This is a genomic window from Aquamicrobium zhengzhouense, from assembly GCF_016124105.1.
GTDB classification, from domain to species: domain Bacteria; phylum Pseudomonadota; class Alphaproteobacteria; order Rhizobiales; family Rhizobiaceae; genus Aerobium; species Aerobium zhengzhouense.
The window spans coordinates 61,285-87,116 of sequence record NZ_JADGMQ010000003.1 but is presented as its reverse complement, the minus strand read 5'-3'; the positions used below and the strand labels follow the sequence as shown (position 1 = coordinate 87,116).

Here is a 25,832-nt window from a genome sequence, read left to right as displayed (position 1 = left end):
GCGGGGGGCGCTGCTATGACCCGCCGAAAGATCATCGCTGCAGCATTGTTCTTCACGCTATTCGGTGTGGTGGCGCTACTACCTCCACTGGTTCGACTGTCTCGTTTCGATTCCCGCTTCGGCGGCGTGCCGGTTGAGATTGTCTACGTCTTCGCGTTCTGGGCCATCCTTATTATCGGCGCACGTTGGTTCAGCAGGGTGCTGCCTGATGATGAAACGGCGCTACGTCACAGGCAGGACCGCGAGCCGTGACACTAACCGCCGACCTCGTCATTGCCTCCGCTGTCGCCTATGTAGGGCTCCTCTTCGTCGTCGCTTTTCTTGGCGACCGCCATACCCGCAATCGCCACGGCGGTTTCCTTCGCTCTCCCTTTGTCTACACCCTGTCGATCTCGGTCTACTGCACCAGTTGGACGTTCTACGGAGCGGTGGGGTCAGCGGCGCGAACCGGGCTCGAATTTGCCACGATCTATCTGGGGCCGACCCTCGTCTTCATTGGCTGGTGGTTCATTTTGCGTCGGCTGGTGCGCATCAGCCATGACCAGCGCATCACGTCCATTGCCGACTTGTTGTCCTCCCGATTTGGGAAATCCAGCAAGCTTGGTGTCCTTGTCACCATCCTGGCGGTCATTGCCATTGCGCCGTACATCGCGCTGCAGCTCAAGGCCGTAACCTCGTCGATTGAAGCGATTGCGGGATCGTCCGAGTTCGGTCGCGGCAGTATCGAGGGCTGGGACGAAGTCGGTCTGGCCTTCGGCGTCGCCGCCGGCATGGCGCTATTCACCATCCTCTTCGGCACGCGCAACGTGGACGCCAAGGAACAGCACCATGGCGTTGTCGCCGCCATTGCGCTGGAGGCTGTCGTTAAGCTCACCGCGTTGATCGCGGTTGGAATATTCGTGCTCTACGCTGGCGGAGGGCTGGAGAACATCTTCAGCCGCGCAGCGGAAGCTGGCCTGAACATCCATGCGACCGAAACTTTCGGCGATCGCTGGATCGCCACGATGATCCTTGCGGCCTCCGCGATCATCTGCTTGCCGCGCCAGTTTCAAGTGACCGTGGTCGAGAACTCTGACGAGAGCCACCTGCGAACCGCATCCTGGGCGTTCCCCGCATACATGCTGGCGATGAGCCTCTTCATTCTGCCCATTGCGCTGTACGGGCTCACGACCATGCCCGAAGGCTCGAACCCCGACATGTTTACGCTGACCCTGCCGCTTGCCGCAGGTCAGGACGGGCTCGCACTCTTCGCCTTCATCGGCGGTTTCTCATCAGCCACATCGATGATCATTCTTGAGTCGATCGCGCTCTCCATCATGGTCTCGAACCACATCGTTGTGCCGGTCATGCTGCGGTTCAGCGCCGACGACAGCCAAGGCGATGGCCATGGGGTCAGGCGCCTCATTCTCAACGCGAGGCGGCTGTCGATCCTTCTGATCCTCTTCCTTGGCTTCGGATATTTTTCGCTGACGCGGGCTTCGGATGCCCTCGCCCCGATTGGCCTGATCTCATTCACGGGGGTCGCTCAATTTCTCCCTGCGATCATCGCGGCGCTTTTTTGGCGCGATGCGTCTACCAAAGCTGCCGTAGCCGGCGTCACGCTGGGATACGTCATCTGGCTCTGGTCGAGCTTCATGCCCTCTTTCGCGTCATCGTCGCCGATGATTGCTGAAATCATGGCGCACGGCCCGGGAGGTATATCTTGGCTCCGTCCACAGGCGCTATTCGGCCTGGATTGGCTCGACCCGCTTTCCCATGCAGTGTTCTGGAGCCTTTTCCTCAACACGATCGTGCTCGTGGTCGGCTCGCTTTGCACGAGCCAGTCGGCTCTGGAGCACGTACAGGCCGCAATATTCCTCAATGTCTCGCGTCCCGGATCAGGCGAGACGAATCCGCTCCGAGGATCGGCGACCGCAGACGATCTGTTTCTCGTCGCACGAAGGGTCCTGGGGCATCAGCGCGCCTTCGAACTCTTCAGTGAGGAAGCGCGCCAGAAGGGAACTGCCTGGAGCAGCATCGAACCCAGCCCAACCTTTATCGATAGACTCGAGAGAGAGCTCGCTGGTTCTATCGGCGCGGCTTCTGCGCACGTCATGCTCTCAAAGGTCGTCTCCGGTGGCGTCGTCTCACTTGAGGAAGTGATGCAGATGGCCGACGAGACGCAGCAGGCCATCGAGCACTCCCAAGCGCTTGAGCGCGCATCCGCCCAGTTACGCGCGACCGCAGAAAAGCTGGAAAATGCGAACCGTCAGCTGCGCGAAGTCGATTTGCAGAAGGACGAGTTCCTCAGTCAGGTGAGTCACGAAGTCCGCACACCCATGACAGCGATACGCGCTTTCTCAGAAATCCTTTTGTCCGAGAAAGATCTGGATCAAAGCGCGAGCCAGAAGTTCATATCAACGATCCATAAGGAAAGCCTGCGACTGACTTCTCTGCTGGATGAAATCCTCGACCTCTCTGCCCTTGAACGCGGCGAGCGTGTTTGGGAAAGTCGGGCAACTGACGCGGAAGAGACACTCGATCAGGCAATGCGGGTATGCGACGCTCTCGCGCGTCAAAACAAGGTGCTCATGAAGACAGCCTCGCGCGCAATCGCCGCGACGGTCCTTGCTGATCCAGATCGTCTGAGCCAGGTCCTGATCAACCTGATATCAAACGCCATTAAATATAACGGCTCCGCCAATCCTGAAGTCACGGTCCATTCGAGGATTGTCGGCGAGCAGTACATCATCGAAGTCGCAGACAATGGTGCTGGCATCCTCGAAGAGGACCGGGAGCGGATCTTCGACAAGTTCTATCGCGGACGACAGGGAGAGGCCGCCAGCTATGCCGGGGCTGGTCTGGGCTTGCCGATCAGCCAGCAAATCATCACGCGGATGCGCGGCAAACTTGAGCTTGTTGCGCGTGCCCAGCCCGGGACCTGCTTCAGGGTTACACTGCCGCTGGCTCAGGCGGAGTTCGCGGATCCAAAATCTGACGCGAAGCTAAACGTCTAGGCTCTGCTGGCCGCCATCCATTTGGGCGACAATCTCAGCGGCAAGCGCCCGGCTGACCCGGCATTGACGCTCCAGAGCGGCACGATCCAGCCGAGCGACGACTTCCATCGCTGCCGAGAGAGACCGCTCGATCCTCCGAACGAGAAACTGTACCACGTGCGGCTCCACCTCGACCTGCCGGTCGGAGAACAGCTTCGTGACGACCGCCATCATCAGCATGTCATCAGGCTCATGGATCTCGACAGTCGTCACCGCCTTGAGACGCGAAGCCAAGTCCGGAAGCTTGACACCCCAGGCCTGTGGGAACCGGCGCGATACGATCAGCAGGCTGGTGCCATTCTGTCTGACAGCGTTGATAAGGTGGAACATACCGACCTCGTCGAGCGGCGCAGAATCAAGATCGTCAATGAGGACAGGTCCCTGCTCCGCTGCATCAACGCCCTCGGTGAGCTGGTCTGCCGTCAAACTGCGCGCTCCGCTCATCTCCCGCCAGATTGCTGCGAGATGAGTCTTTCCCGATCCGGGAGGACCGGCAAGAACTGCGACAGGTGCCGGCCAATCGGGCCAGCGCTCGATCAAAGCGACTGCTTGCTCGTTCGACGGGCCAACTACCAGATCGTCGCGATTGTGGGCGGCGTCCAGAACGAGATCCAGAGGAAGTTGCAAAGGCTTGTGCACGACAATTGGCTCTTAATTTTCGCTTGCCACGCCATGGCCGCGATACATGGGCGAATCCAGGTAGCGCCTTATCATGAATCGAACGATCACACCGACTGCAGCGGCGGCTGGTACCGCTATCAACAGGCCAACGAATCCGAAAAGAGCACCAAAGGCGACCAAGGCGAACATCAGCCACACCGGATGAAGGCCCACGCTCTTGCCCACCAGGTTAGGCTGCAAAATATTACCTTCGAAAAACTGCCCTGCGAAGAAGACGGCAGCGACCGCGGCGATCCACTGCCACTCGGGCCAGAACTGCACTGCCGCTACACCGAGCGATAGAACCAACCCGATCAGCGACCCCACATAAGGAACGAAGCTGATCAGGCCAGCGAATAGCCCGATGAGCAACCCGAAGTTCAGACCAACGAGCGTGAGGCCAAGAGCATAAAAGACGCCAAGGATCAGGCATACTGTGCCTTGTCCGCGAACAAACCCGGCAACGGCCGAGTCGATTTCGCGCGCCAGCATTCGCACGGTGTGGAGGTGATCGCGGGGCACCCAGCTATCGACACGATCTATCATCTTGTCCCAATCGATGAGCATGTAAAATGCGACGACGGGCGTGATGACGAAAAGCCCTGCAATGTCGATCAGGGTCTTTCCGGAGCTCCAGATCGATCCGAACAACGTGCTGATAAAGCCCGTGCCTTGGGTCAGCAGCGAGTTGATGCCATCTCGCAATGCTTCCGGGTTCACCCCCAGACGCTCGCTTATCCATTCCGGGTCGAAACCGGTTACCAGCGATTGTAGGCCTGAAAGATATTCCGGCAGTTTCGCAAGGAAGTCGGTCAGCTGCGTGAACAGGATCGGGATCACGAGCATCATCCCCAGGACCAGCAGGATCAGGAACACGACCAGGATCACAACGGTTGCAGCGATGCGAGAAAGACCCCAGCGCTGTAGGCGGTCGGCCACAGGGTCTAGAAAATAAGCCAGGATCATGCCGGCAAAGAACGGCAGCAAGATCGAGGAGAAGATGTAAAGGAAGCCGACGAAGACCACTGTCGCAGCCGCCCAGAAGAAGAGCTGACGGCGCCATGCTGAGGCCACCATCGCTTCCGCCATCTGGTTTTCGATCTCAGCGTTACGCTTGTTCATGGTGACCCATGTGCCTTAGCCATTGGACGAGATAGGCCGCTGCCGAACCAACGGTCAAGAGGCCGCACAAAATCACGAGTCCGGGCCTCAACGGGCCTAAAACCGTTTCGAACGCAAGTTCAGCGAGAACAATGATCGCCAATACGATCTGTACCGTCGTGTTCGCCTTCGAAATCATCAGCGGTTTCATCGCGACCGGCCTGCTCATTATGCTCGAAAGCAAGACCGCCAAGACGATCAGCGCATCGCGGGAAACGACACCGATCACCAGCCAGAGTGGCAGCTCTTTCATGAGCCCCAGCGCGATGAAGACGCTGACCAGCAAGATCTTGTCGGCCATCGGGTCCATATAAGCACCGAGTTCCGAGCGTTGGTTGAACTTGCGAGCAATGAAGCCGTCGACGGCATCGGACAGCCCCGCAGTCACGAAGAATGCGAGCGCCCAAAACACCTCGTCCGTGACGAGCGCCCAGATCACAGCTGGCACCAGCAAAAACCGGAAGACCGTAATCAGATTTGGTATGGTCAAGCTGGCAACTCGTCCCTCGCGCGGATATTAGTTCATGCCTATACATGAGAAAGTGCCCGGCATGGATCAAGGTAGGGGAGCGCTCCCCGCTTTCCACGGGTTTAAACCTGTTCGTGTCGTTGGCGCAGCTTGCGGCCACGAATGGATCATGCGAAGAGCCCGCATCGGCAATACCATCGAGGTGGACGCGCCATGAGCGACGAGAACAAAGGTCTCACCTACAGCCAGGCAGGCGTCGACATCGACGCGGGAAATGACCTGGTCGAGAAAATCAAACCCATGGTCCGTTCAACGCGCCGCCCCGGCGCGGACGGTGAAATTGGTGGCTTCGGCGGCCTCTTCGATCTCAAGGCAGCAGGGTTTACAGATCCTGTCCTCGTCGCCGCCAATGACGGCGTTGGAACCAAGCTGAAGGTCGCGATCGAAGCTGACAAGCACGACACTGTCGGGATCGATCTGGTAGCGATGTGCGTCAACGACCTCGTCGTCCAAGGCGCAGAACCGCTTTTCTTCCTGGACTACTTTGCAACGGGCAAGCTTGATCCCTCACAAGGTGCGTCGATCGTCTCGGGTATCGCGGAAGGTTGCCGTCAGGCAGGTTGCGCGCTGATCGGCGGCGAGACTGCTGAGATGCCCGGCATGTATGCCGACGGTGACTATGACCTCGCTGGCTTTGCGGTGGGCGCTGCGGAACGTGGAACGCTTCTTCCGACGAACGACATCGTTGAAGGCGACGTGCTCCTCGGCCTCGCGTCTTCAGGCGTCCATTCAAATGGCTATTCGCTGGTTCGTCGGATCGTCGAGCGCTCAGGGCTCAACTGGAGCGATCCTGCACCGTTTGACCCGCACAAGACCCTTGGCGAAGCGTTGCTGACGCCCACTCGCATCTACGTGAAATCGATCCTCGAAGTCATCCGGACCACGCACGGCGTCAAAGCGCTCGCGCACATCACCGGTGGCGGTTTCCCGGAAAATCTTCCGCGCGTGCTCCCCAAGGAGTTCTCCGCCGAACTCGACCTCGAGGCCATCAACGTCCCGAAGGTCTTCTCCTGGCTTGCCAGCGAGGGCGGCGTCGCGCACCATGAGATGATGCGTACGTTTAATTGCGGCGTCGGAATGGTGCTCGTCGTTTCGGCAGGACAAGCGGCACAGGTTGCAGCCGTTCTGACCCAGGCAGGCGAAGACGTCATGACCATCGGCCGTATCATGCCACGCCGCGGCGAAGGCGTGGTGTATCGGGGAGAGATCGGACTTTGAGCAGGCAGAAAAAGCGGGTAGCAGTTCTCATTTCCGGGCGCGGCTCTAACATGCTGGCGCTCATTGACGCGGCAGGCGATCCCAATTTCCCAGCGGAAATCGTCGGAGTTATTTCTGACAATCCCGACGCCATGGGATTGACGACCGCTGCCTCTCAAGGCATTTCCACCGCTTCATTCTCGCGTAGCAGCTACGCGAGCAAGGAAGCGCACGACGCCGCCATTGATGCTGAACTAACCCGCCTGAAGGCCGACATTGTCTGCCTCGCTGGCTATATGCGCCTTCTCACGCCGGACTTCGCCAGCAAATGGGCTGGCAAGATCATCAACATCCACCCGTCGCTCCTGCCGCTATTCAAGGGTCTCGATACGCATAATCGCGCGATCGAAAGCGGTATGCGGGTCCACGGCTGCTCGGTGCACTTCGTTACGCCAGAGCTCGATGACGGCCCGGTCATCGCACAAGCGGTGGTTCCCATTCTCCCTGGGGACGATTCTGACACGCTGGCTGCGCGCGTTTTGACCGTAGAGCACAAGCTCTACCCTCTTGCCGTCAGAATGCTGGCTACCGGCAAGGTGCGGATGCAAGGCGATAAGGCAATTCTGTCTGGTGTGACCGCAGAAGGTGCGCTGATGTCTCCGGGCGCAGCGCCTGATGCCATCGACATTGAAAGCCTTGCGCGAATGACCCCCTGAGGTTCTCGAGGGCAGGCTGGAATGCCCTGCTCTCGCCTCATCCTGCGAAAACTTCTGTCACCCCTGGCATTTCGGTCGGTTCGACAGGTTCAAGCGCTCTGGCCCATACGTGGTTGTCATAGAAAGCTGCACCGCCGCATGGTGCGGCAGCGTCGGCTCCGGTAAGGACGTTGATCCCCTCGCCCCGCTCATGCGCCTCGTTTGGCCAGATGCCTTCCGCTATCACCACACCGCGCTTCACGCCGTCGAACAGCTTGGCGTGAAGAACCACTTCTCCGCGTCTGTTTCCGATTTCAACCCGTCTGCCATCCATCACTCCCAGAGCTGCGGCGTCATCAGGATGGAGAAGGAGCTCCGGGCGCCCTTCCCGCTTCAGCGATCCCGGCGTTTCGGTGAAGGTTGAGTTCAAAAATGTACGCGCTGGTGACGTCGCCAGCCTGAACGGGTGAGCTTCGTCGGCAACTTCGATCAGATCAACGTGATCCGGAAATACCGGCAGTGCATCAATCGGCCCCTGGGGGCCGAGCGAACGAGGCGGAGAATTAGGCACCGATGTGGAGGCCCATTGCGGACGGAACCGGTATTTGCCGTCCGCATGTCCAAAGCCGTTCAGATAGTGCGAGGTCTCGAAGTCAGGTTGGGCGTCAAACCAACGGTCTTTCTTGAGCGATTCGTAAGTGCCGTAATTCTGCCGCGCCAGGATCCGGTCGATGTGTTCCTGCTCGCTGAGACCGAAGCCATGCAGATCGGACACTCCCAGCCGCTTCGCCAGTTCCTCGACGACGTAGACGTTCGTTCGTGGGCCCTCGGGCGGGTCCACAAGCTTCGGGCCGAGCACAATGTATTGATGGCCGCCACCGCGATAAATGTCGTCATGCTCCAGGAACATCGTTGCTGGCAGAACAACGTCTGCAAGCTTTGCAGTGTCCGTCATGAACTGCTCATGGACGCAGGTGAAAAGGTCATCGCGGAGAAATCCCTGCCTTACAAGGCGCTGCTCAGGACAGACATTCGCGGGATTCGTGTTTTGGATGAGCAGAGCGGTCACCGGAGGACCGCCACGTAGCGCCTCAGCATCGCCCGTCAGAACCCGGCCGATCTGAGACTGATCGAGATGGCGGATGCGGGGGTCCTTCAGCTTCGCGCCGTCGACCGTTGCGAGATCGAGGTTGTAAATCCCTGCACTGTTGTGAAAGACCCCACCGCCTTCATACTGCCAACTGCCGGTAACGGCTGCGATGGACGCGGCCGCATGCATGTTGACGGAACCATTGCGCTGCCGGGCAAACCCGTAACCGAGCCGAAAGAACGTGCGCTTTGTCGTACCGATCAGCCGCGCAAAGTCTTCGATTTCGTCTGTGGTGAGGCCAGTGATGGCTGACGCCCATTCCGGCGTGCGTGAGCTGAGGTGCGCGCGCAATCCATGCGGGTCGTCGGTATACTTCTCCAGATAGGGCCAGTCGGCGTAGCCATCCCGGAAGAGAACATGCATGACCGCGCACGCGAGTGCGCCATCCGTGCCTGGCTTGAGGATCAGGCCCATATCGGACTGCTTCATGGTCGCATTGTCATAAATGTCGATGACGACGATCTTGGCGCCACGCTCCTTGCGGGCGCGCACCGCGTGGGTCATCACATTCACCTGTGTCGCAACCGCATTGGTTCCCCAGATGACGATGCAGTCAGACTTGGCCATCTCGCGCGGATCGGCACCAGCGAGGCGGCCAGTGCCCATCACATAACCTGTCCAGGCCAGATTGGTGCAGATCGTGCTGAAGAAGCCAGAATATTTCTTGGCGTGACGCAGGCGATTTATCGAGTCGCGCTGCACCAGCCCCATTGTGCCAGCGTAATAGTAGGGCCACACGGTTTCGGAGCCATAGCGCGCCTCCGCCGCAAGAAACTTTTCGGCGACCAGATCGAGCGCGGCTTCCCAGCTTGCTTCCTGCCAGTCGCCTGCTCCCTTGCGGATGAGCGGCTTGAGCAACCGGTCCGGATGGTGGATGCGCTCCGCATAGCGGGCGACCTTGGCGCAGATGACGCCTGCCGTATAATCGTTGGCCTTGGCGCCGTGGACGCGACCGATCGTGCGCTTGTCGATGATCTCTACGTCGAGCGCGCAAGCTGACGGGCAATCATGTGGGCACACCGAATGGCCGATGCGGACTTCTGAGGCTAAGTTCATCTTGGTAAACTAGCGGAATTCGGCGGGTCGGAGTAGAGCCACCAATTCCTAATTCTTCAAGTTGTGGAGCTACGATGAACTACCGTCACGTCTATCACGCGGGAAATTTTGCCGACGTGATGAAGCACATCGTTCTCGCCCGCATCGTCGAGTACCTGAAGCGCAAGGAGGGCGCGTTCCGCGTCATCGACACCCATGCGGGGATAGGTCTTTACGATCTGACTTCTGAAGAGGCGCAGAAGACCGGAGAATGGCGCGGCGGGATCGGCCCTTTGCTTGAAGCCGATCTGCTCCCTGAAGTCGCGCAGCTCGTGGAGCCCTACCTGAATGTGGTCAAGGAGCTTAATGCCGACGGCGGGCTGCGTTTTTATCCCGGCTCCCCCTGGGTGACCCGCAAACTGCTTCGACAGGCCGACCGCCTCTCCGCGATCGAACTTCACCCCCAAGACAGCGCAATCCTGAAAGAGCGCTTCGCAGGCGACTGGCAGGTTCGGGTCATGGAACTGGATGGATGGCTGGCCCTCGGAGCCCACCTGCCACCGAAAGAGAAGCGCGGCATGGTGCTGATCGATCCGCCATTCGAGGTTGAAGCTGAGTTCGACCGGCTCGTTACGGGCCTAGTCAAAGCCCATCGCCGTTGGCCGGGCGGCACCTACGCATTGTGGTACCCGATCAAGAACCGCATGGCTGTAGCCGAGTTCCGCAATATGCTGGCCGCCACGGGAATACCGAAGATGCTGGACATCGCCTTCGAGATTCGCAAGCCACGCGATGAGGCTCGTTTCGACGGAAGCGGAATGCTCGTCGTTAATCCGCCTTACGTACTCGAAGAAGAGATGAAGGTGATATTACCAGCCCTCACCAACATCTTGAGCGAAGAGGCAAATGCCTATGCTGGCGCAAGCTGGCTGACCGGCAGACCATGATCTTTGCTTGACCGGTGTTCTTAGTACGACCAAACTACCGCACTGCAAGAAATCCATTGATTCCTGTCACTTCGGAGGACCTACATGACCCGTCTAGCCAAGTTACTGCTGGCTTCCATGCTCGCGGTGGGCGGCGGCAGCGTAAGCGCCTCGGCTGCGGACATGGTCGCGGTTCATTATTCGGACCCTGGCATTTGCGCGCAGAGCGCTGTGCTGAACCGCATAACCAACCGGTTCTCCTATCAGGTTCGGCACGTTCCCAATCTGCCACAGGTCTCAATCGTGGATTTTCATGGGATCGGCGAGACGCGCTATCTGCCTCAGATAAAAAATGTACGACCAATCGATCGCCGCTACTGCTACGCAAAGGCCCAGCTTTCGAACGGGCTTACCCATGACGTTTGGTACCTGATCGAGAAGCCGATGGGCTTTGCGGGAGTCGGCAGCAACGTCGAGTTCTGCGTGTCGGGTTTCGATCGCTGGCATGTATATGGTGGGCGCTGCCGCACCGTTCGTTAAGCTGAGCTTTCATGTCACGACGCATTGCAACGCTGGCGCTTGGACTTCTTCTGAGCGCCTGCCAACCTGATACGGCCGGCAGTCTGCCCCAGGGCGAAGGCTTTGACTTCTTCGTTCTCTCACTCTCGTGGTCGCCAACGCATTGCGAGATTGAAGGCGATCGAGCCAACCGCCAGCAATGCGGTGGTCGACGGAACTTCGACTTCATCGTCCATGGCCTTTGGCCGCAATTCGAAAAAGGCTGGCCAGAATTCTGTCAGAGCCGGGAGCCCTCTCGCGTGCCGAACGACCTGGTACGGGAAATGGCCGACATCATGCCATCGGGAGGGCTTGTCGGCCATCAATGGCGAAAGCACGGCTCCTGCTCGGGCCTGAGCCAGGAAGATTATTTCTCACTCGTTCGTGCTGCTTGGGACAGGATTGATATTCCCGATGCTTTCGAGGATACCGCGCGCGCTGTGACCACCTCTCCGGCCGAAGTTGAAAGTGTGTTCCGTCGCGCCAATCCGTCCATTCCAGCGAACGGTATCGCGGTTACCTGCCAGAACCGCATGATCAGCGAAGTGCGTATCTGCATGACGAAATCACTTGAATTTCGCTCCTGCGCAGAGATTGACAGCAAGGGATGCAAGATGCCACGCGCAACCCTGCCTGCTTCAGGTGGCTAAAGCCGCACCGTGAGCTGCGGTCAGGGAGGAACCAATGCCCATAATCTATTACAGCCCGTCATCGCCCTACAGCGCGAAAGTGCGGATGGCTGCGCTCTGGTGCAAACTTGAAGCCGAGGCACGGATTGTCGACACCAGCGCCGAGCCTGAAGAGTTGATCAATGCCAATCCGCTTGGGAAAATTCCGACACTGGTGACCGATGACGGCGTCAATGTTTTCGACAGCCGAGCAATCACCCAATATTTGAACCGCAAATCGGGCAACGCCCTGTTTCCGCGCAATGCCGAAAAGAGGCTTGAGGCGGAGCGTCTTGAGGCCCTCGCCGATGGGATCTGCGATTGCTTGCTGGCGCACGTCTACGAGCGACGCTTCCGTCCTGCTGAAATTGTGCATCAGCCCTGGCTGGACAAGCAGTGGAAAAAGGTCAACCGCGCGCTCGACTATCTGAATGAAAATCCACCACGCGTAACCAACAAGACCGATGGCGGTCAGATCGCGTTACGCGCGGCGATTGGCTACCTGGACTTGAGGTTCAACGACAGCAATTGGCGTCGGGGTCGTCCGAAGCTGACACGGTGGGCAAAGCGTTTCGACGAGAAGTTCACGGAACTCATCGAACTCCTTCCCAGATAAGCAAAAGAAAAAGGCCCGGATCGCTCCGGGCCTTTTGGCTAGGCGGGGTTCATTAAACTCAGAACTTGAAGCCCACGCCGAGCGTCACGCGGTGGTTGCTGGAGTCGTACTCGGTGGTGGTGCCACCAAGATTGAAATCTTCAGAACCGTAGTCGGTGTAGCGGTATTCGCCGCGGGCGAAGACCTGCTCGGTCAGACGAGCGTCAACACCGCCGCCGACCGTGTAGCCGAGCATGGTGCTGGAATCACGCTCACCGGTTGCGGTGTCGGTCAGGCGCAGCTTTTCTGCAGCACCACCGAACGTACCGTAAACGAGAACGTCGTCGGTCACAGCCATACCGGCACGAGCGCGGATCGAGCCGTCATAACGCGAACGAGCTTCGATGCCGCCGTTGGAGCCATCAGCGTCGTTGTAGTTGATGTCACCTTCAAGACCGTACACGAACTGGCCGTTCTGGAAGTTGTAACCGCCGAACGCACCGCCAAGGAAACCGTCGGTCTCGATGTCGTTGCCCGGGGTATCAACGCTGCCGCTGAAGCCGTAACCAAGGTGCACACCGGCATATCCGCCGGCCCAGGTCGCAACCGGAGCTGGTTCGAACACAGGAGCAGGTGCTACCGGCTCCTGGTAAACAACGTCTGCCGCAAAAGCCGGGACAGCAACAAGGGCTGCAAAGCCGGCTACTGAGGCGAGAGCGAATCTCGAATTGGTCTTCATATCGTTACTCCTTTGCCGCAAGGAAGGCTTACTCTTGCGCTTCCCCCTTCGCAGAGCCGTCCCCGACCGCGTGGGAGGTATGCGGCCGTTTGCGTCTGCATCTCCCTATCTGATGCCCGAATGCGGCGTAACCTGACCTGAATTAGGGTCATTAGCTGGCTGGATTGAGGCAGGAATGGGACGTTGCGATTCAGCAACAGTTTTGGCGCGGGCGTCAGCTTTTCTTCGCGGAAATAGATACGCCGACGAAGTCGCAATCATCGAATACGTCGGGCTTTTGTGTTGCCACTGTCGCAGCAGCCACGCCAGGAAGAGTGAGCGCAAAAGCAAGGACGCGCTGGGCCACCGTCTCTTGCAATTCTACGTGCGGATCATTTTGGAGGCTGCGGATGAAGTCGCAAACAGCGTCGTAATCTACGGCCGTGTCGATGTCATCAGCGGCGCGCCTGCGGTCAAGGTCCACCTCCAGATCCACACTGACCAGCAATCGCTGGGGAGCCTTTTTCTCGAACTCATGTACCCCGATCGAGAGATGGATCTCCAAGTTTCGGACGCTGACGGTCGTGCTGGTTACGATCATTCCTTCACCACGAATGCAACATCGCGCTCGAGCGACATCAGATGCTGACCACCGTCAAGGACGATGATCTCACCGTTGATGGATGTGGTCTTCCAGATGAATTCGACCGTGCTGGCGATCTCTTCCGGAGTGGCCCCCGTGCCGGTGAGACTGTGCTGCCAGCTTTTTCGGAAGTTCTCTTCCGTTTGATCACCACTGATCAGCGTTACACCCGGCGCGATACCGGCAACCCGGAGCCGGTTGCGAAAATGCATCGCCAACATATCCGTGGCACCTTTCAGGGCGAATTTGGCGAGGCTATAGCTGAAAAAGTCAGGATTGGGCGCAAACACCTTATTGTCGAGCATGTTGATGAGGACAGCTTTTTCGCTCGCAACCTTCGCGAACTCACGCGCAATCACCATCGGCGCGACCAGATTGACCGAAAGCAGATCCCTCATCTCGCCAGCATCAAATTCCGAAGGAGAATCATATCTGAATGACGAAGCGCTGTTTACGAGGAGCGAAATTGGCCCCATTTGCTCGTAAACATTTCGCACAAGTCCTGCCGCGGAATCCGCATCTGCAAGATCGGCCTGGAACAATCCTACGCGTGCGCCCTTGTGTTCTAGTTCGCAGGCGACGGCCTTGGCTTCCGCTTCCGAATGATTGAAGTGGATCGCGACATCGAAGGTGCCTGCCAGATGGCGAACTATGGCAGCTCCCAGCCTCCGGGCCGCCCCCGTGACCAGGCAGATCGGTCGGACTTCACCTTTCGCTGACAAATAGATCTCCGCTGAGGTCCTTGAGAAACAGGGACGCAATTGAGCTATGTTCGTACTGACGCTATGCCGGACAAACTACCCTATATAAGGATGCATGCCCATATCGGGACAGCTTCATCTGGTATGAGCCGTATTTATGAACCGCCACTTAGATCGTCTGGACGCCCCCACCACTCCCGGCATGGATGATGCCGAGGAAGAGCTGCTGGATGAGGCTTCATCAGTCCCGGCAGCAGCCGTGGATTGGGACGAACTTGTCGGCGACCATCAAGGTCTCAAGGGACCCGAGCTGATCCAGGCTTTGGTGAAGCGCCTACCCAATTCTCCGGGCGTCTATCGGATGATCGACGCCAACGGGGACGTGCTTTATGTCGGAAAAGCCCGCAGCCTGAAGAAGCGTGTCACCAGCTATGCGCAGGGACGCTACCACACCAACCGCATCGGCCGGATGGTGCGCGAGACCTGTGGCATGGCGTTCGTCGTAACCCGAACCGAGATGGAAGCGCTTCTGCTTGAAGCGAATCTCATCAAGAGGTTGCGCCCGCGGTTTAATGTTTTGATGCGGGATGACAAATCGTTCCCGTACATTCTCATCACCGGCGATCATCCCGCGCCGGGCATTTTCAAGCACCGCGGCGCGCGCAGCCGGAAGGGTGACTATTACGGCCCCTTCGCTTCCGCCGGAGCAGTTGATCGCACCATCAACGCGCTGCAGCGCGCCTTCCTATTGCGCTCCTGTACCGATTCGTTTTTCGAGAACCGAACCCGCCCCTGTCTGCTTTTTCAGATCAAGCGCTGCTCAGGCCCCTGCACGGGCGAGGTCTCCTATCAGGAATATGGTGAACTCGTTGCCGAGGGCAAAGCGTTCCTCTCCGGGCGCTCGGGCAAGGTGAAGACCGAAATTGCGGAGGCAATGCAGCGCGCATCAGACGATCTCGATTTTGAACGTGCAGCGATCTATCGTGATCGCCTCGCCGCGCTCAGCCACGTCCAGAGCCACCAGGGGATCAATCCTCAGTCCGTTGATGAAGCTGACGTCTTCGCGATCCACCATGAAGGCGGCCAGAACTGTATCGAGGTCTTCTTCTTTCGGACCGGTCAGAACTGGGGCAACCGGACCTATTTCCCGAAGGCAGACCCGCTTCTTGAACCCGCAGAAGTTCTTAGCGCGTTCCTGGCCCAGTTTTACGACGACAAGCCTACGCCGCGGTCGATCCTTCTTTCACACAAGGTCGACGAGCAGGAACTTCTTGAGGAAGCCCTGACGACCCGGGCAGGACGACGCATCACCATCTCGGTACCCCAGCGCGGAGAGAAAAAGGACCTTACCGATCACGCCCTCCAGAATGCGAGACAGGCGCTGGGACGCCGTCTGGCCGAGACATCCTCACAGGCACGTTTGCTGCAAGGCCTGGCTGACACGTTTGGCCTCGAGCGTGCGCCCCGACGCATCGAAGTCTACGACAACTCACACATCATGGGCACCAACGCCGTGGGGGCGATGATCGTGGCTGGGCCTGAAGGCTTCGTGAAGAACCAGTACCGGAAGTTCAACATCAAATCGCCGGAAACAAAGCCCGGCGACGATTTCGGCATGATGCGCGAGGTCATGCAGCGGCGCTTCTCCCGCCTCATCAAGGAACATGCCAAGCCGGAAGCACCAGAACAGCCACCCGCAGATGATGAGCCAGAGATAGACGCTTTTCCAGCGTGGCCGGACCTGATTCTGATCGACGGCGGCGCCGGTCAGATGAGTGCCGTTCGTACGATTCTGACTGAACTGGGCATTCAGGATCAGGTCCGCGCGATTGGCATTGCAAAGGGTGTCGACCGTGACGCGGGCCGCGAACGCTTTTTCATGGAAGGACACGAACCTTTCATGCTGCCGCTACGAGATCCGGTACTCTACTTCATTCAGCGGCTCCGCGATGAGGCACACAGATTTGCAATCGGTTCACATCGGGCACGGCGAAAGAAGGAGATGGTGAAGAACCCACTCGATGAAATTGCCGGCATCGGACCGGCACGCAAGCGCGCCCTGCTACATCACTTTGGAACCGCAAAGGCTGTCAGCCGTGCAGCTGTCGAGGATTTGATGACAGTGGACGGGATATCCGAACGGGTCGCCAAGCTCATTTATGGTCATTTCCACGAGCATAATTGATGCGCGACGGAGTTCGGGCTTCTTGCCGCGCCCAGGTGAGGTTGACCACAGGCCGTACCTCCTGATTACTAGATGAAAGAATATTAGCGGAAAGCCATGTCCAAACGCGCATTCAATCTGCCCAACATACTCACCTACGCCCGTATTCTCGCGGTTCCGGCGATTGTGCTGTGCTTCTATCTCGAGGGCCGGCTGAGGCCGACCGACTGGTGGCGTTGGGCCGCGTTCTGGCTGTTCGTCGCGGCCAGCATAACCGACTACTTCGACGGATACATCGCGCGGATCTGGAAGCAGACTTCCAATATCGGCCGGATGCTGGATCCTATCGCCGACAAGCTGCTGGTATCGGCAGTACTGCTGCTCCTCGCCTATGACCGCACCATCGACAAATGGACACTCTGGGCCGCCATCATCATTCTCTGCCGCGAAATCCTGGTCTCCGGGCTTCGCGAGTATTTGGCGGCCTTGAAGGTTTCGGTGCCCGTGACGCAGTTGGCGAAGTGGAAAACGACCCTGCAGCTGGTTGCTATCGGCTTCCTCCTGGCTGGCCCGGCTGGAGACAAGATCTTTGCCTACACCACCGACGTCGGCATCATACTCTTGTGGGTGTCAGCGATCGTGACGCTCTACACCGGCTACGATTATTTCCGAGCCGGGATGAAGCATTTCGAGGATTGAGATGGTCAAGGTCAGATATTTCGCCTGGGTCCGCGAACGCATCGGGAAGGCAGAGGAAGATATTGTCCTTCCCGACGAGGTGATCTCCGTTGGCGATCTGCTCAACTGGCTCAAGGAGCGAGATGAGGGCTACGCCAACGCACTCCAGCACCCCCAAACGATCCGGGTTGCCATCAACCAGGAACACGCAGATCATGACGAACCGGTGGCTGGAGCGCGAGAGATCGCCCTCTTCCCACCTATGACCGGAGGCTAAATTGGCAGAGCCGGTGACGCCGACAGTGCGTGTTCAGACCGAGGATTTCGACGTATCGGCTGAAGTGGCCAAGCTCACCGAGGGCCGTACCGACGTCGGGGCCATCGTGACCTTTACCGGCTTGTGCCGCGATGAAGGCGGTGCTCTTTCCGCACTGGAGCTTGAGCACTATCCGGGCATGGCAGAAGCGGAGATATCAAGGATCGCGGCGGAAGCTGTACAGCGCTGGCCGCTCACTGGCTTGCTCGCCATTCACCGCTACGGATTGATGCGGCCCGGCGACAATATCGTCCTGGTGGCTGCCGCGTCCAGCCATCGACAAGCCGCATTCGAGGCAGCTTCTTTCGTGATGGATTTCCTGAAAACCGAAGCACCGTTCTGGAAGCGAGAGCATCACGCAAACGGAGAACCCGGCGCATGGGTCGATGCCAAGGAAATGGACGATGAGGCCCGGGCACGGTGGAGCCGATAAACTCCCGCAAATGAAAAAGGCCGGTGCAGAACACTGGCCTTTTTCATCTTTAACGACAGTGCCTTACGGGCACCGCCTTAAACTTTGATTCAGCCGACGATTTCGGTCTCGGAGAACCAGTAGCGGATCTCCTCAGCAGCGGTCTCCGGAGCATCCGAACCGTGGACTGAGTTCTCGCCGATCGACAGAGCGTGGACCTTGCGGATGGTGCCTTCGTCTGCGTTTTCCGGGTTGGTTGCACCCATGACTTCGCGGTTCTTGGCGATTGCGTTCTCGCCTTCCAGAACCTGAACGATGGTCGGAGCTGACGACATGAACTCTACCAGTTCGTCGAAGAAAGGACGGCCCTTGTGAACAGCGTAGAAGCCTTCAGCCTGGCGGCGGCTCATCCAAACGCGCTTGGAAGCAATCACGCGCAGGCCTGCGTCTTCCAGCATCTTGGTGATCGCGCCGGTCAGGTTGCGCCGGGTTGCGTCGGGCTTGATCATCGAAAAAGTGCGTTCGATCGCCATTGCTCGTCCTTCGGTATCTTTGGTTGAAACGGTTGCGGGTCTATACAGGCGGCGCGCGATGTTGTGAAGAGGCGCGAAGAGAGCCAAGCGCCGCACCATTGAGGGATGACAAAGTCGATGAGGCAACATTTTCGGATGTTCGCAGCCTATAACCGCTGGGCGAACGCGTGTGTCTATGAAGCTGCCTCGGGGCTCACGGTAGAAGAGCTCAACCGTGATACTGGAGCGTTCTTCCGCTCAATGATCGGAACACTCAATCACATACTGGTCGCTGACCGCATCTGGATGAAGCGGTTTACCGGTCAGGGATCCGCCCCCAGTGAGCTCAATGCGATCCTGCATTCCGACCTGCCGTCGCTGACTGCTGCACGCATCGCTGAAGACGAGCGGATCGTGGAGTGGATAGATTCACTCCCAGAATCGGCCTTCGCTGGCCGCTTTACGTACCTGACGGTCACGGACATGCGCATGGTCTCGCAAAGGCTCTCACCCGCCCTGTCACACTTCTTCAACCACCAGACGCACCATCGCGGACAGGCACACACCATACTCACCACGCTCGGCCGCGAAGGCCCTGTTCTGGACTTGATTCACTTCCAGCGCACCGAAGGCGGCCGCGCGTTTGCCTGAGGCTATCCGCCGCTGATCGCGGTGATAATGAAGACTTCGGCCCCCTCCCGCAGGGTTGTCGACAGTGCCGAACGTTCCCCATCGACAAAGACGTTCATGTGCTTGCGGATAGAGGGTCGGGTGTCGCAGATCCGGTCCCGCATCCCTGGCCAGCACCTCTCAAGCTCATCGATGGCATCACTGACCGTCGCGGCTTCCATACCGACATGCCTGGTTGATCCAGGGAATAGATCAACCAGGAGGGGCGATAGCTTGACGGTAACTCGCATCAGCGCGTGACGACCAGTGTTTCGATTGAGGATATCGACGGCAAGTGCTCAGCAATGCAGTCCCAGTTGTCTCCCTCGTCAGCCGAAGAAAAGAGAGTTCCACCTGAAGTGCCGAAATAGACGCCGGACGGATCCAGACGATCCGTTGCCATAGCCTGCCTCAAGACGCCGAAGAACGCATTTTCCTGTGGGAGACCCGATCTCATATCTTCCCAGGTTCGGCCGCCATCGCGTGTGCGCCAAACTGCGGCTTTGGCGTCTGGAACAAAGCGGCCGTAAATATCGCCATTCAGGGGCAGCAAGAAAAGCGTGTCACGGTCCCGCGGATGCACCGCGGCGGGGAACCCGAACGATGACGGCAGGCCTTCTTCTATGCTGACCCAGGACTTGCCGCCATCCTCCGAGCGGTACATGCCGCAATGGTTCTGCTGGTAAAGCAGATCGCCGCCGCCAGGAGCCTGGACGAGGCAGTGCACACACTGACCGAATTCCGGGTAGCGCTGATCTTCAGGCATGTAATCGGCGCGGGTGCCCTTGTTGCGAGGCTCCCATGTCACGCCGCCATCGTCTGTGTAAAAAACACCTGCGGAAGAGATCCCTACCCAGATCCGCTTCTCGTCAGTCGGATCAGGCACAAGAGAGTGCAGGATCAACCCGGCACCGCCGGGGTTCCATTCCGGGCGGGTCGGGTGATCGCGAAGCCCGTCCACATGCTGCCAGTTTTCACCCCGGTCGTCGCTCTCGAACAATCCAGCAGGCTCCACGCCCGCGTAGACTGAGCCGTTGCGGACTGCGAGGCTCCAGACTGACTTCACCGGCTCTTCCCCTTCTTTGTAGGCGAGCCCGGCGCTGGAATGGGTCCAGCTATGTCCGAGATCGTCGGACTTCCAGACAGCAGGACCAAACCATTCGTTTCCGCCAGCACCGTAAATCGTGCCAGACCTTTCATCCGCGATGACATGCTGCATCGGCCAGGTTTCGCAATATGGCCCCCGCAGGCGCCACTTGCGCCGTCCTTCGTCACTTTCCGCGATGAAGACACCCTTCTTGGTGCCGATCAAGACGAGTACCTGGTCCGCCATCTGGTCCTCCCATGCGGATTGGTAGGGTTGATGATGATCTATAGCCTCAAGCTCTGGACATTTACTTTGGTATCAACCTAATGAATTCATGTCAAAACACGAAGATCACTCCGAGCCGTCTCTCCTGCCATTTCAGGTGACACCCGTTGTACGGGATACGTGCCTGTGCCTGCATCTTCAGCGCGCCGCTCGTGCCATTGCTCGCCAGTTCGACACAGCGCTCCGCCCCGTTGGACTGACCAATGGACAGTTTTCGTTGCTCATGTCGCTTAACAGACCCGAAGCTCCCCTCATGCGCGATGTCAGCCAGTTGCTCGCAATGGATCGAACCTCACTGACTGCAATGCTGAAGCCGCTTGAGCGGCGTGAGCTGGTCGAAATCAAGCCGGACCCACGAGACAAGCGAGGCCGCAGACTTGAGATCACTGACGCAGGCAGAACCCTCCTCACTCAGGCCATGCCGATCTGGACCGCGACACACAATCTCATCGAAGGGCAGCTGCCGTCAGGAACAGTGCCTGAACAGTTGCGCACGGTTCTGAAGACGCTCAGTTGAGAAACAGGCATCCGACCGCATTTGACGCAAATTGTGCCAAGTCAATTCATGGTTGCACAACCAGCGCGCGTTTCCAATGCAACCTTCCAGCTTCCGCAGCGTAATTATTGACCGGGTTGAGGGCCGGCTAGACGACCAAGCAACAGCAAGGGAGCCATGCCATGACCAATCTTCTGCCTATCGCAACGCGCCTGCTTGCCAGCAGCGCCATTCTCATCGCCCTCTCCTCACCGACGAGAGCGTTGGACGTCGGAGTGGATATAGGAGGCGTCAGCGCGGACGTGAGCGTCGGGCTCAGTGATGGCCTGAGCGCCGACGTCAACGCGAATGTCGGCGGAAGCAACGGCGTGAACGCCGACGTCGGAGCTAATGTGGGCGGCGGAAGCGGGATCGACGCTGCTGCCAATGCATCCGTAGGAGGCAGTGGTGGTATCAACGCTGATGCCGACGCCTCAATCGGTGGCGGATCAGGAATTAACGCCGACGCCAATGTCGGCATCGGCGGCGCAAACGGAATTAACGCAGCGGTAGACGCCGATGTTGGTGGCGGCAGCGGGATCAACGCAGGCGTCGATCTCGGGGTCGGCGGATCCGACGGTATCAATGCAGCTGTTGGAGCCAATGTGGGAGGCGGAAGCGGCATTGATGTCGATGTTGGTCTGGGGATAGGCGGATCGGGTGGAGGCGCGACTCCAGGTGCGCCCGGCACAGGCGGCAGCACACCCGGAACAGGGGGCGGAAGCGTTCCTCCACCTAGCGCAGGATCGCCGCCCGTCGGTGGTATGCCAGCGCCCGGAAATCCCGTTGCACCGGATGCCATTGCAGGCCTGGGTGACGCTGAACTCGTCCAGCACCGTCGCAGGTGCGGCGACGTATTGGCCAACCAGCACACCTACGACAAAGGCCTAGTGTCACTTTGTCAAATGATCTGGAAGGCTTCCCGATGATGAGGCCGGGCGCGGTTTAAGCCGCGCCCGTCTTGCGTTCCCAAGGCCGCTCAGTCAATAAAGCGGCACCATGCTCATCATCGACGACATCTCGCTGCGGATCGCAGGCCGGCTCCTTCTCGATCACGCTTCCTTGACCCTTCCTGCAGGCACCAAGGCCGGCCTCGTTGGTCGCAATGGAACTGGCAAAACCACGCTGTTCAAAGCGATCACCGGCGAAATGGCGACGGAGAGCGGCTCGATCAGCTTTCCCAAGCACACGCGTATCGGTCAGGTGGCTCAGGAAGCACCTGGAACTGAAGAGCCGCTCATCGAGATCGTACTCAAGGCAGATACCGAACGGCTTGCCTTGCTGGCCGAAGCGGACACTGCAAGCGACCCAAATCGGATCGCGGAGATCCAGACCAGACTCGCAGATATTGACGCGCATTCGGCAGAAGCCCGCGCCGCAACGATCCTTGCGGGCCTCGGCTTCGATGCCGAGGCGCAGAAGCGCCCCGCCTCGTCGTTTTCCGGTGGCTGGCGCATGCGCGTCGCGCTGGCAGCGGTTCTGTTCTCCGAGCCCGATCTCTTGCTTCTGGACGAGCCAACCAACTACCTCGACCTTGAAGGCACGATGTGGCTGGAGAGCTACGTCGCCCGCTATCCGCACACGGTTCTCCTGATCAGTCACGATCGCGACCTCCTCAACAAGGCCGTCAACAACATCGTCCACCTCGACCAGAAGAAACTGACATTCTGGCGTGGAGGTTATGATCAGTTCGAACGCCAGCGCTCGGAGCAGCTTGAACATTTAGAAAAGGCGCGCGTGAAGCAGGAAGCGCACCGCAAACACATGGAAAGCTTCGTCGAGCGATTCCGTGCCAAAGCTTCCAAAGCAAGGCAGGCTCAATCCCGCCTCAAGGCACTCGAACGATTGAAGCCGATCTCGGCCGCAATAGAGGACAGCGTAAAGCCATTCTCCTTCCCCGAGCCTGAAAAGACCGTCGCATCGCCGATCATGACGATGCAGGCGGGTACTGTTGGGTACCAGCCCGGCAAGCCGATCCTCAAGAACCTGACGCTTCGGATCGATGAAGATGACCGCATCGCCCTCTTGGGCGCAAACGGCAACGGCAAGTCGACATTCGCCAAGCTGATTGCCGGCCGCTTGTCTCTGGAGACCGGAGGCATGACCATCGCTCCTGGCCTCAAGGTCTCCATGTTCGCGCAACATCAGATGGATGATCTGCGTCCGGAGGAAACGCCCGTCGAACATGTTCGACGCCTCATGGTCGACGCGCCGGAAGCCAAGGTCCGCGCCCGCGTTGCCCAGATGGGCCTGACGACGGAAAAGATGGACACCAAGGCCAAGGACCTCTCCGGTGGCGAGAAGGCACGCCTGCTCATGGGCCTTGCGACTTTCGATGGTCCAAACCTTTTCATCCTCGACGAGCCGACCAACCACCTCGACATTGACAGCCGCGAAGCCTTGATGGTCGCGCTGAACGAATTTCCCGGTGCTGTGATTCTGATCAGCCACGATCGACACTTGATCGAGGCCACCGCAGATCGCCTCTGGGTCGTCCGCGACGGCACTGTAACCCCATATGACGGCGACCTTTCAGAATACCGTCAGCTGGTTACCGGCAGCGGCTCAAGCGACAAGCGTGACAAGAAGGAAGCCGACAAGAGCAACTCCAAGGCTGACAAGCGGCGTGAAGCAGCTGCCCGACGCGCGGCGCTTGAACCGATCGCGAAGAAGATCAAGGCTACCGAGACCTTGATGGAAAAGGCCCGCAAGCGCATCGAGGCCATCGAATTGCAGCTCGCCGATCCCGCCCTCTATGAGAAGAGTCCGGCCAAGGCGACGCAACTAGCCAAGGAGCGTTCGGACTTGTCCAACGCCCTTGAAGAGCAGGAGGAGAAGTGGCTGGAACTGTCGACTGAATATGAGGAAGGTATGGCCGCAGACTAGGCGGTTCCGCCCCGGATTTCGCGACTCAAGCCTTCTTCTGCCAGCGCCGATCGGGGCCTTGCTGCCAATAGGTCACCTGATGTCCCGCGGCCTTCATCATTTTCCAGTGCTCGCGTGCCTGCTGCAGCTGAAACGCGTCGTGCCCGTCAAACATGAACACCGCGCGAGCATAGGCACCTAAATCCGGCGGCTCTGCGCCATCGGCGATGAACCTGATCTGCGCCGCGTTCGGGTTTATCGGTCCAGTCGTCAGAAGTACCGGCTGACGTTCCGGGTGACGGTCATGTTCTGCCCCATGCGCGAGGAAGGAATCCTCGCGATAGGTCCAAAGATGCTGGTCGAGTGAATCGCGGCGCTCGGTGGTGCCCAGTTGCACCACCGCCCGCCAGCCTCGTTCCAGACTTTTTTCCAGCAGTGCGGGAAGCGCCTCCTCCAGCGTTGACTCAGTCAGATGGTAGAAAAGCACTTCTGTCATGATGGAATACGTCTCAGCCTTCGTAGTGGTCGCGGACCAGGCGATCCAGGAGGCGGACGCCGTAGCCGGAACCCCACGAGCGATTGATCTCCGACTCTGGCGAGCCCATCGCGGTGCCGGCAATATCGAGATGCGCCCATGGCGTTTCGCCAACGAAACGCTTCAAAAACTGAGCGGCAGTGATGGAGCCGCCGTTACGGCCACCGATATTCTTCATATCCGCGTTCTTCGAATCGATCAGCTTGTCATAGGCGGGATCGAGCGGCATGCGCCAGACGCGCTCGGAGGTCAGGAGACCTGCCGAAGTGATCTGAGATGCCAGATCGTCGTCATTCGAGAATAGGCCAGCATGCTCGTTGCCCAGCGCAACAATGATTGCCCCGGTCAAAGTCGCAAGGTTCACCATGAAGCGCGGCTTGAAGCGATCGTTGCAGTAGTGGAGCGCATCCGCCAGCACCAGCCGACCTTCCGCATCCGTGTTCAAAACCTCGATCGTCTGGCCTGACATGGACGTGACGATGTCGCCCGGACGCTGTGCGTTCCCGTCGACCATGTTCTCGACGAGGCCGATGATGCCAACCACATTCGCTGCAGCCTTTCGCGCCGCGAGCGCATGCATGAGGCCCGTCACCGCAGCGGCACCGCCCATATCGCCCTTCATGTCTTCCATGCCGCCAGCCGGTTTGATCGAAATACCGCCTGAGTCAAAGACGACGCCCTTGCCGACAAACGCAACAGGCTGTTCGCCTTCCTTGCCGCCCTTCCACTGCATGACGACGAGGTGTGGCGGACGAACGGAGCCCTGAGCGACACCCAGAAGTGCTCCCATCCCGAGCCTTTCCATCTCATCGCGACCAAGAACCTCGACCTCGACACCAAGAGCTTCGAGTTCCTTGGCCTTTGCAGCGAACTCTGCGGTTCCGAGGATGTTGGCGGGTTCGTTCACCAGATCGCGTGCAAGGAATACGCCGTCCGCAACCGCTTCTGCGGCGACAAATGCTGACTTGGCTTCATCAGGGTTTTCACAAAGGATCGAGATGTTGGCTGCCGTCTTATCAGCGTCGCCTTTGCCCTCGTCCTTCTTGGTCTTGTATTTTTCAAAAGTGTAGGAGGCGAGCAGGATACCTTGGGCCAGTGCCGCGACATCGTCAGCGCTCACGGTCGCGCCCTCAAGATCAACGATGACCGACACTTCCTGGGCCTTCTTCGAAGCCGAGTAGATTGCACCGCCGATACGCGTCCATGCCTTGGTGTCGAGCTCTTCGAGTTTTCCAACACCAACCACCGCAACACGGTCAAGATCGAAGCCGTGTGGTGCAAGAACCTCAACCGAGCCCGCTAGCTTGCCAGTGAACTCCGCGACCTCGATTGCGCGTCCCAGAACGCCGGATGGATCCGCTGCCTTGGCCGCCTCGGAAAGCTTTGCGCCATCCGTTGCGAGCACGATGACGCTGCCCTGCTTCGGTGTTGAGGTCTTTGAAAACGAGATTGTCGGTCGGATGGACATGAGAATTCCTGTCTGGACACATGATCTGGCTAGCA

At 58.8% G+C, this 25,832-nt stretch carries 28 protein-coding genes; 16 read left to right on the top strand and 12 right to left on the bottom strand.

Features of this window, described 5'->3' with window-relative positions:
- Window positions 1-15: 15 nt before the first annotated feature.
- Window positions 16-252: a hypothetical protein gene (locus IOD40_RS06435; RefSeq protein WP_198475533.1), complete on the top strand. Its 237-nt coding sequence runs from the start codon at window positions 16-18 to the stop codon at window positions 250-252.
- A complete protein-coding gene (locus tag IOD40_RS20300; protein WP_198475531.1) occupies window positions 249-2,996 on the top strand; it encodes an ATP-binding protein in 2,748 nt (915 codons plus the stop codon). The genes IOD40_RS06435 and IOD40_RS20300 overlap by 4 nt, the downstream gene beginning before the upstream one ends.
- Here IOD40_RS20300 and hdaA read toward each other — a convergent pair.
- The 3 genes from hdaA to IOD40_RS06415 are packed head-to-tail and all read right to left on the bottom strand — an operon-like array spanning window position 2,985 to window position 5,346.
- Window positions 2,985-3,662 carry a DnaA regulatory inactivator HdaA gene (gene hdaA, locus IOD40_RS06425; RefSeq protein ID WP_210336813.1) on the bottom strand — a complete coding sequence of 226 codons (678 nt, stop codon included), beginning with the start codon at window positions 3,660-3,662 and terminating at the stop codon, window positions 2,985-2,987. The genes IOD40_RS20300 and hdaA overlap by 12 nt on opposite strands.
- A 24-nt stretch (window positions 3,663-3,686) precedes the next feature.
- A complete protein-coding gene (locus tag IOD40_RS06420) occupies window positions 3,687-4,817 on the bottom strand; it encodes an AI-2E family transporter (RefSeq protein ID WP_233713878.1) in 1,131 nt (376 codons plus the stop codon).
- Window positions 4,804-5,346 (bottom strand): CDP-alcohol phosphatidyltransferase family protein, encoded by a 543-nt coding sequence (locus tag IOD40_RS06415; protein ID WP_198475529.1) that lies wholly within the window; start codon window positions 5,344-5,346, stop codon window positions 4,804-4,806. Before IOD40_RS06415 ends, IOD40_RS06420 begins: the two co-directional genes overlap by 14 nt.
- 192 nt (window positions 5,347-5,538) lie before the next feature.
- Here IOD40_RS06415 and purM point away from each other — a divergent pair, with 192 nt between their 5' ends.
- Both purM and purN read left to right on the top strand, forming a co-directional pair.
- Window positions 5,539-6,603: a phosphoribosylformylglycinamidine cyclo-ligase gene (gene purM, locus IOD40_RS06410; protein WP_198475527.1), complete on the top strand. Its 1,065-nt coding sequence runs from the start codon at window positions 5,539-5,541 to the stop codon at window positions 6,601-6,603.
- Entirely contained in the window at window positions 6,600-7,298 is a 699-nt protein-coding gene (gene purN, locus IOD40_RS06405) for a phosphoribosylglycinamide formyltransferase (protein ID WP_198475524.1), read from the top strand. Before purM ends, purN begins: the two co-directional genes overlap by 4 nt.
- 37 nt (window positions 7,299-7,335) lie before the next feature.
- Here the strand turns inward: purN and IOD40_RS06400 are convergent, their stop codons facing one another.
- Complete coding sequence (locus IOD40_RS06400; protein ID WP_198475522.1) at window positions 7,336-9,483, bottom strand: molybdopterin oxidoreductase family protein; 2,148 nt, start codon at window positions 9,481-9,483, stop codon at window positions 7,336-7,338.
- A gap of 74 nt (window positions 9,484-9,557) precedes the next feature.
- On the opposite strand from IOD40_RS06400, the gene IOD40_RS06395 reads away from it, so the two are divergent.
- The 4 genes from IOD40_RS06395 to IOD40_RS06380 all read left to right on the top strand — a co-directional run bounded on the left by IOD40_RS06395 (window position 9,558) and on the right by IOD40_RS06380 (window position 12,230).
- Window positions 9,558-10,409, top strand: coding sequence for a 23S rRNA (adenine(2030)-N(6))-methyltransferase RlmJ (locus IOD40_RS06395; RefSeq protein WP_198475520.1), 852 nt, complete (start codon window positions 9,558-9,560; stop codon window positions 10,407-10,409).
- A gap of 84 nt (window positions 10,410-10,493) precedes the next feature.
- Window positions 10,494-10,928, top strand: coding sequence for a hypothetical protein (locus tag IOD40_RS06390; RefSeq protein WP_198475519.1), 435 nt, complete (start codon window positions 10,494-10,496; stop codon window positions 10,926-10,928).
- Between the two features lie 11 nt (window positions 10,929-10,939).
- A complete protein-coding gene (locus tag IOD40_RS06385) occupies window positions 10,940-11,596 on the top strand; it encodes a ribonuclease T2 family protein (protein ID WP_198475517.1) in 657 nt (218 codons plus the stop codon).
- 34 nt (window positions 11,597-11,630) lie between these two features.
- Window positions 11,631-12,230 (top strand): glutathione S-transferase family protein, encoded by a 600-nt coding sequence (locus IOD40_RS06380; protein WP_198475515.1) that lies wholly within the window; start codon window positions 11,631-11,633, stop codon window positions 12,228-12,230.
- Window positions 12,231-12,288: 58 nt separating this feature from the next.
- Here the strand turns inward: IOD40_RS06380 and IOD40_RS06375 are convergent, their stop codons facing one another.
- The 3 genes from IOD40_RS06375 to IOD40_RS06365 form a co-directional block, all read right to left on the bottom strand.
- Window positions 12,289-12,948 carry an outer membrane protein gene (locus IOD40_RS06375; protein ID WP_198475513.1) on the bottom strand — a complete coding sequence of 220 codons (660 nt, stop codon included), beginning with the start codon at window positions 12,946-12,948 and terminating at the stop codon, window positions 12,289-12,291.
- Between the two features lie 214 nt (window positions 12,949-13,162).
- Window positions 13,163-13,528, bottom strand: a complete 366-nt coding sequence (locus IOD40_RS06370) for a dihydroneopterin aldolase (RefSeq protein ID WP_198475511.1) — start codon at window positions 13,526-13,528, stop codon at window positions 13,163-13,165.
- Window positions 13,525-14,292: an SDR family NAD(P)-dependent oxidoreductase gene (locus tag IOD40_RS06365; protein WP_198475509.1), complete on the bottom strand. Its 768-nt coding sequence runs from the start codon at window positions 14,290-14,292 to the stop codon at window positions 13,525-13,527. The genes IOD40_RS06370 and IOD40_RS06365 overlap by 4 nt, the downstream gene beginning before the upstream one ends.
- Window positions 14,293-14,473: 181 nt before the next feature.
- Here IOD40_RS06365 and uvrC point away from each other — a divergent pair, with 181 nt between their 5' ends.
- The 4 genes from uvrC (at window position 14,474) to IOD40_RS06345 (ending at window position 17,862) form a co-directional block, all read left to right on the top strand.
- Window positions 14,474-16,456, top strand: coding sequence for an excinuclease ABC subunit UvrC (gene uvrC, locus IOD40_RS06360; protein WP_407649108.1), 1,983 nt, complete (start codon window positions 14,474-14,476; stop codon window positions 16,454-16,456).
- Between the two features lie 96 nt (window positions 16,457-16,552).
- Entirely contained in the window at window positions 16,553-17,134 is a 582-nt protein-coding gene (gene pgsA / locus IOD40_RS06355; RefSeq protein ID WP_198475505.1) for a CDP-diacylglycerol--glycerol-3-phosphate 3-phosphatidyltransferase, read from the top strand.
- Between the two features lies 1 nt (window position 17,135).
- Window positions 17,136-17,390, top strand: a complete 255-nt coding sequence (gene moaD, locus IOD40_RS06350) for a molybdopterin converting factor subunit 1 (RefSeq protein ID WP_198475503.1) — start codon at window positions 17,136-17,138, stop codon at window positions 17,388-17,390.
- Between the two features lies 1 nt (window position 17,391).
- Window positions 17,392-17,862, top strand: coding sequence for a molybdenum cofactor biosynthesis protein MoaE (locus tag IOD40_RS06345; protein ID WP_198475501.1), 471 nt, complete (start codon window positions 17,392-17,394; stop codon window positions 17,860-17,862).
- 89 nt (window positions 17,863-17,951) lie between these two features.
- Here IOD40_RS06345 and ndk read toward each other — a convergent pair whose 3' ends face one another.
- Window positions 17,952-18,374 (bottom strand): nucleoside-diphosphate kinase, encoded by a 423-nt coding sequence (gene ndk / locus IOD40_RS06340; protein ID WP_198475499.1) that lies wholly within the window; start codon window positions 18,372-18,374, stop codon window positions 17,952-17,954.
- 117 nt (window positions 18,375-18,491) lie between these two features.
- Here ndk and IOD40_RS06335 point away from each other — a divergent pair, with 117 nt between their 5' ends.
- Window positions 18,492-19,004, top strand: a complete 513-nt coding sequence (locus tag IOD40_RS06335) for a DinB family protein (protein ID WP_198475497.1) — start codon at window positions 18,492-18,494, stop codon at window positions 19,002-19,004.
- Between the two features lie 2 nt (window positions 19,005-19,006).
- Here the strand turns inward: IOD40_RS06335 and IOD40_RS06330 are convergent, their stop codons facing one another.
- Together IOD40_RS06330 and IOD40_RS06325 are read right to left on the bottom strand one after the other, a co-directional pair.
- Entirely contained in the window at window positions 19,007-19,273 is a 267-nt protein-coding gene (locus tag IOD40_RS06330; protein WP_198475495.1) for a MoaD/ThiS family protein, read from the bottom strand.
- The gene (locus tag IOD40_RS06325) at window positions 19,273-20,355 is read right to left on the bottom strand and encodes a WD40/YVTN/BNR-like repeat-containing protein (RefSeq protein WP_198475493.1); all 1,083 of its coding nucleotides are present in this window, start codon (window positions 20,353-20,355) and stop codon (window positions 19,273-19,275) included. The genes IOD40_RS06330 and IOD40_RS06325 overlap by 1 nt, the downstream gene beginning before the upstream one ends.
- An 88-nt stretch (window positions 20,356-20,443) precedes the next feature.
- Between IOD40_RS06325 and IOD40_RS06320 the strand changes: the two genes are divergently transcribed.
- The 3 genes from IOD40_RS06320 (at window position 20,444) to IOD40_RS06310 (ending at window position 23,815) form a co-directional block, all read left to right on the top strand.
- Window positions 20,444-20,911, top strand: coding sequence for a MarR family winged helix-turn-helix transcriptional regulator (locus tag IOD40_RS06320; RefSeq protein ID WP_198475491.1), 468 nt, complete (start codon window positions 20,444-20,446; stop codon window positions 20,909-20,911).
- A 161-nt stretch (window positions 20,912-21,072) separates the two neighbouring features.
- Window positions 21,073-21,858 carry a hypothetical protein gene (locus IOD40_RS20295; protein WP_198475489.1) on the top strand — a complete coding sequence of 262 codons (786 nt, stop codon included), beginning with the start codon at window positions 21,073-21,075 and terminating at the stop codon, window positions 21,856-21,858.
- A 70-nt stretch (window positions 21,859-21,928) separates the two neighbouring features.
- Complete coding sequence (locus tag IOD40_RS06310; RefSeq protein ID WP_198475487.1) at window positions 21,929-23,815, top strand: ABC-F family ATP-binding cassette domain-containing protein; 1,887 nt, start codon at window positions 21,929-21,931, stop codon at window positions 23,813-23,815.
- Between the two features lie 25 nt (window positions 23,816-23,840).
- Here the strand turns inward: IOD40_RS06310 and IOD40_RS06305 are convergent, their stop codons facing one another.
- The gene (locus tag IOD40_RS06305; RefSeq protein WP_198475485.1) at window positions 23,841-24,290 is read right to left on the bottom strand and encodes a DNA polymerase III subunit chi; all 450 of its coding nucleotides are present in this window, start codon (window positions 24,288-24,290) and stop codon (window positions 23,841-23,843) included.
- A gap of 13 nt (window positions 24,291-24,303) precedes the next feature.
- Window positions 24,304-25,797, bottom strand: a complete 1,494-nt coding sequence (locus IOD40_RS06300; RefSeq protein WP_198475483.1) for a leucyl aminopeptidase — start codon at window positions 25,795-25,797, stop codon at window positions 24,304-24,306.
- Window positions 25,798-25,832: the final 35 nt, after the last annotated feature.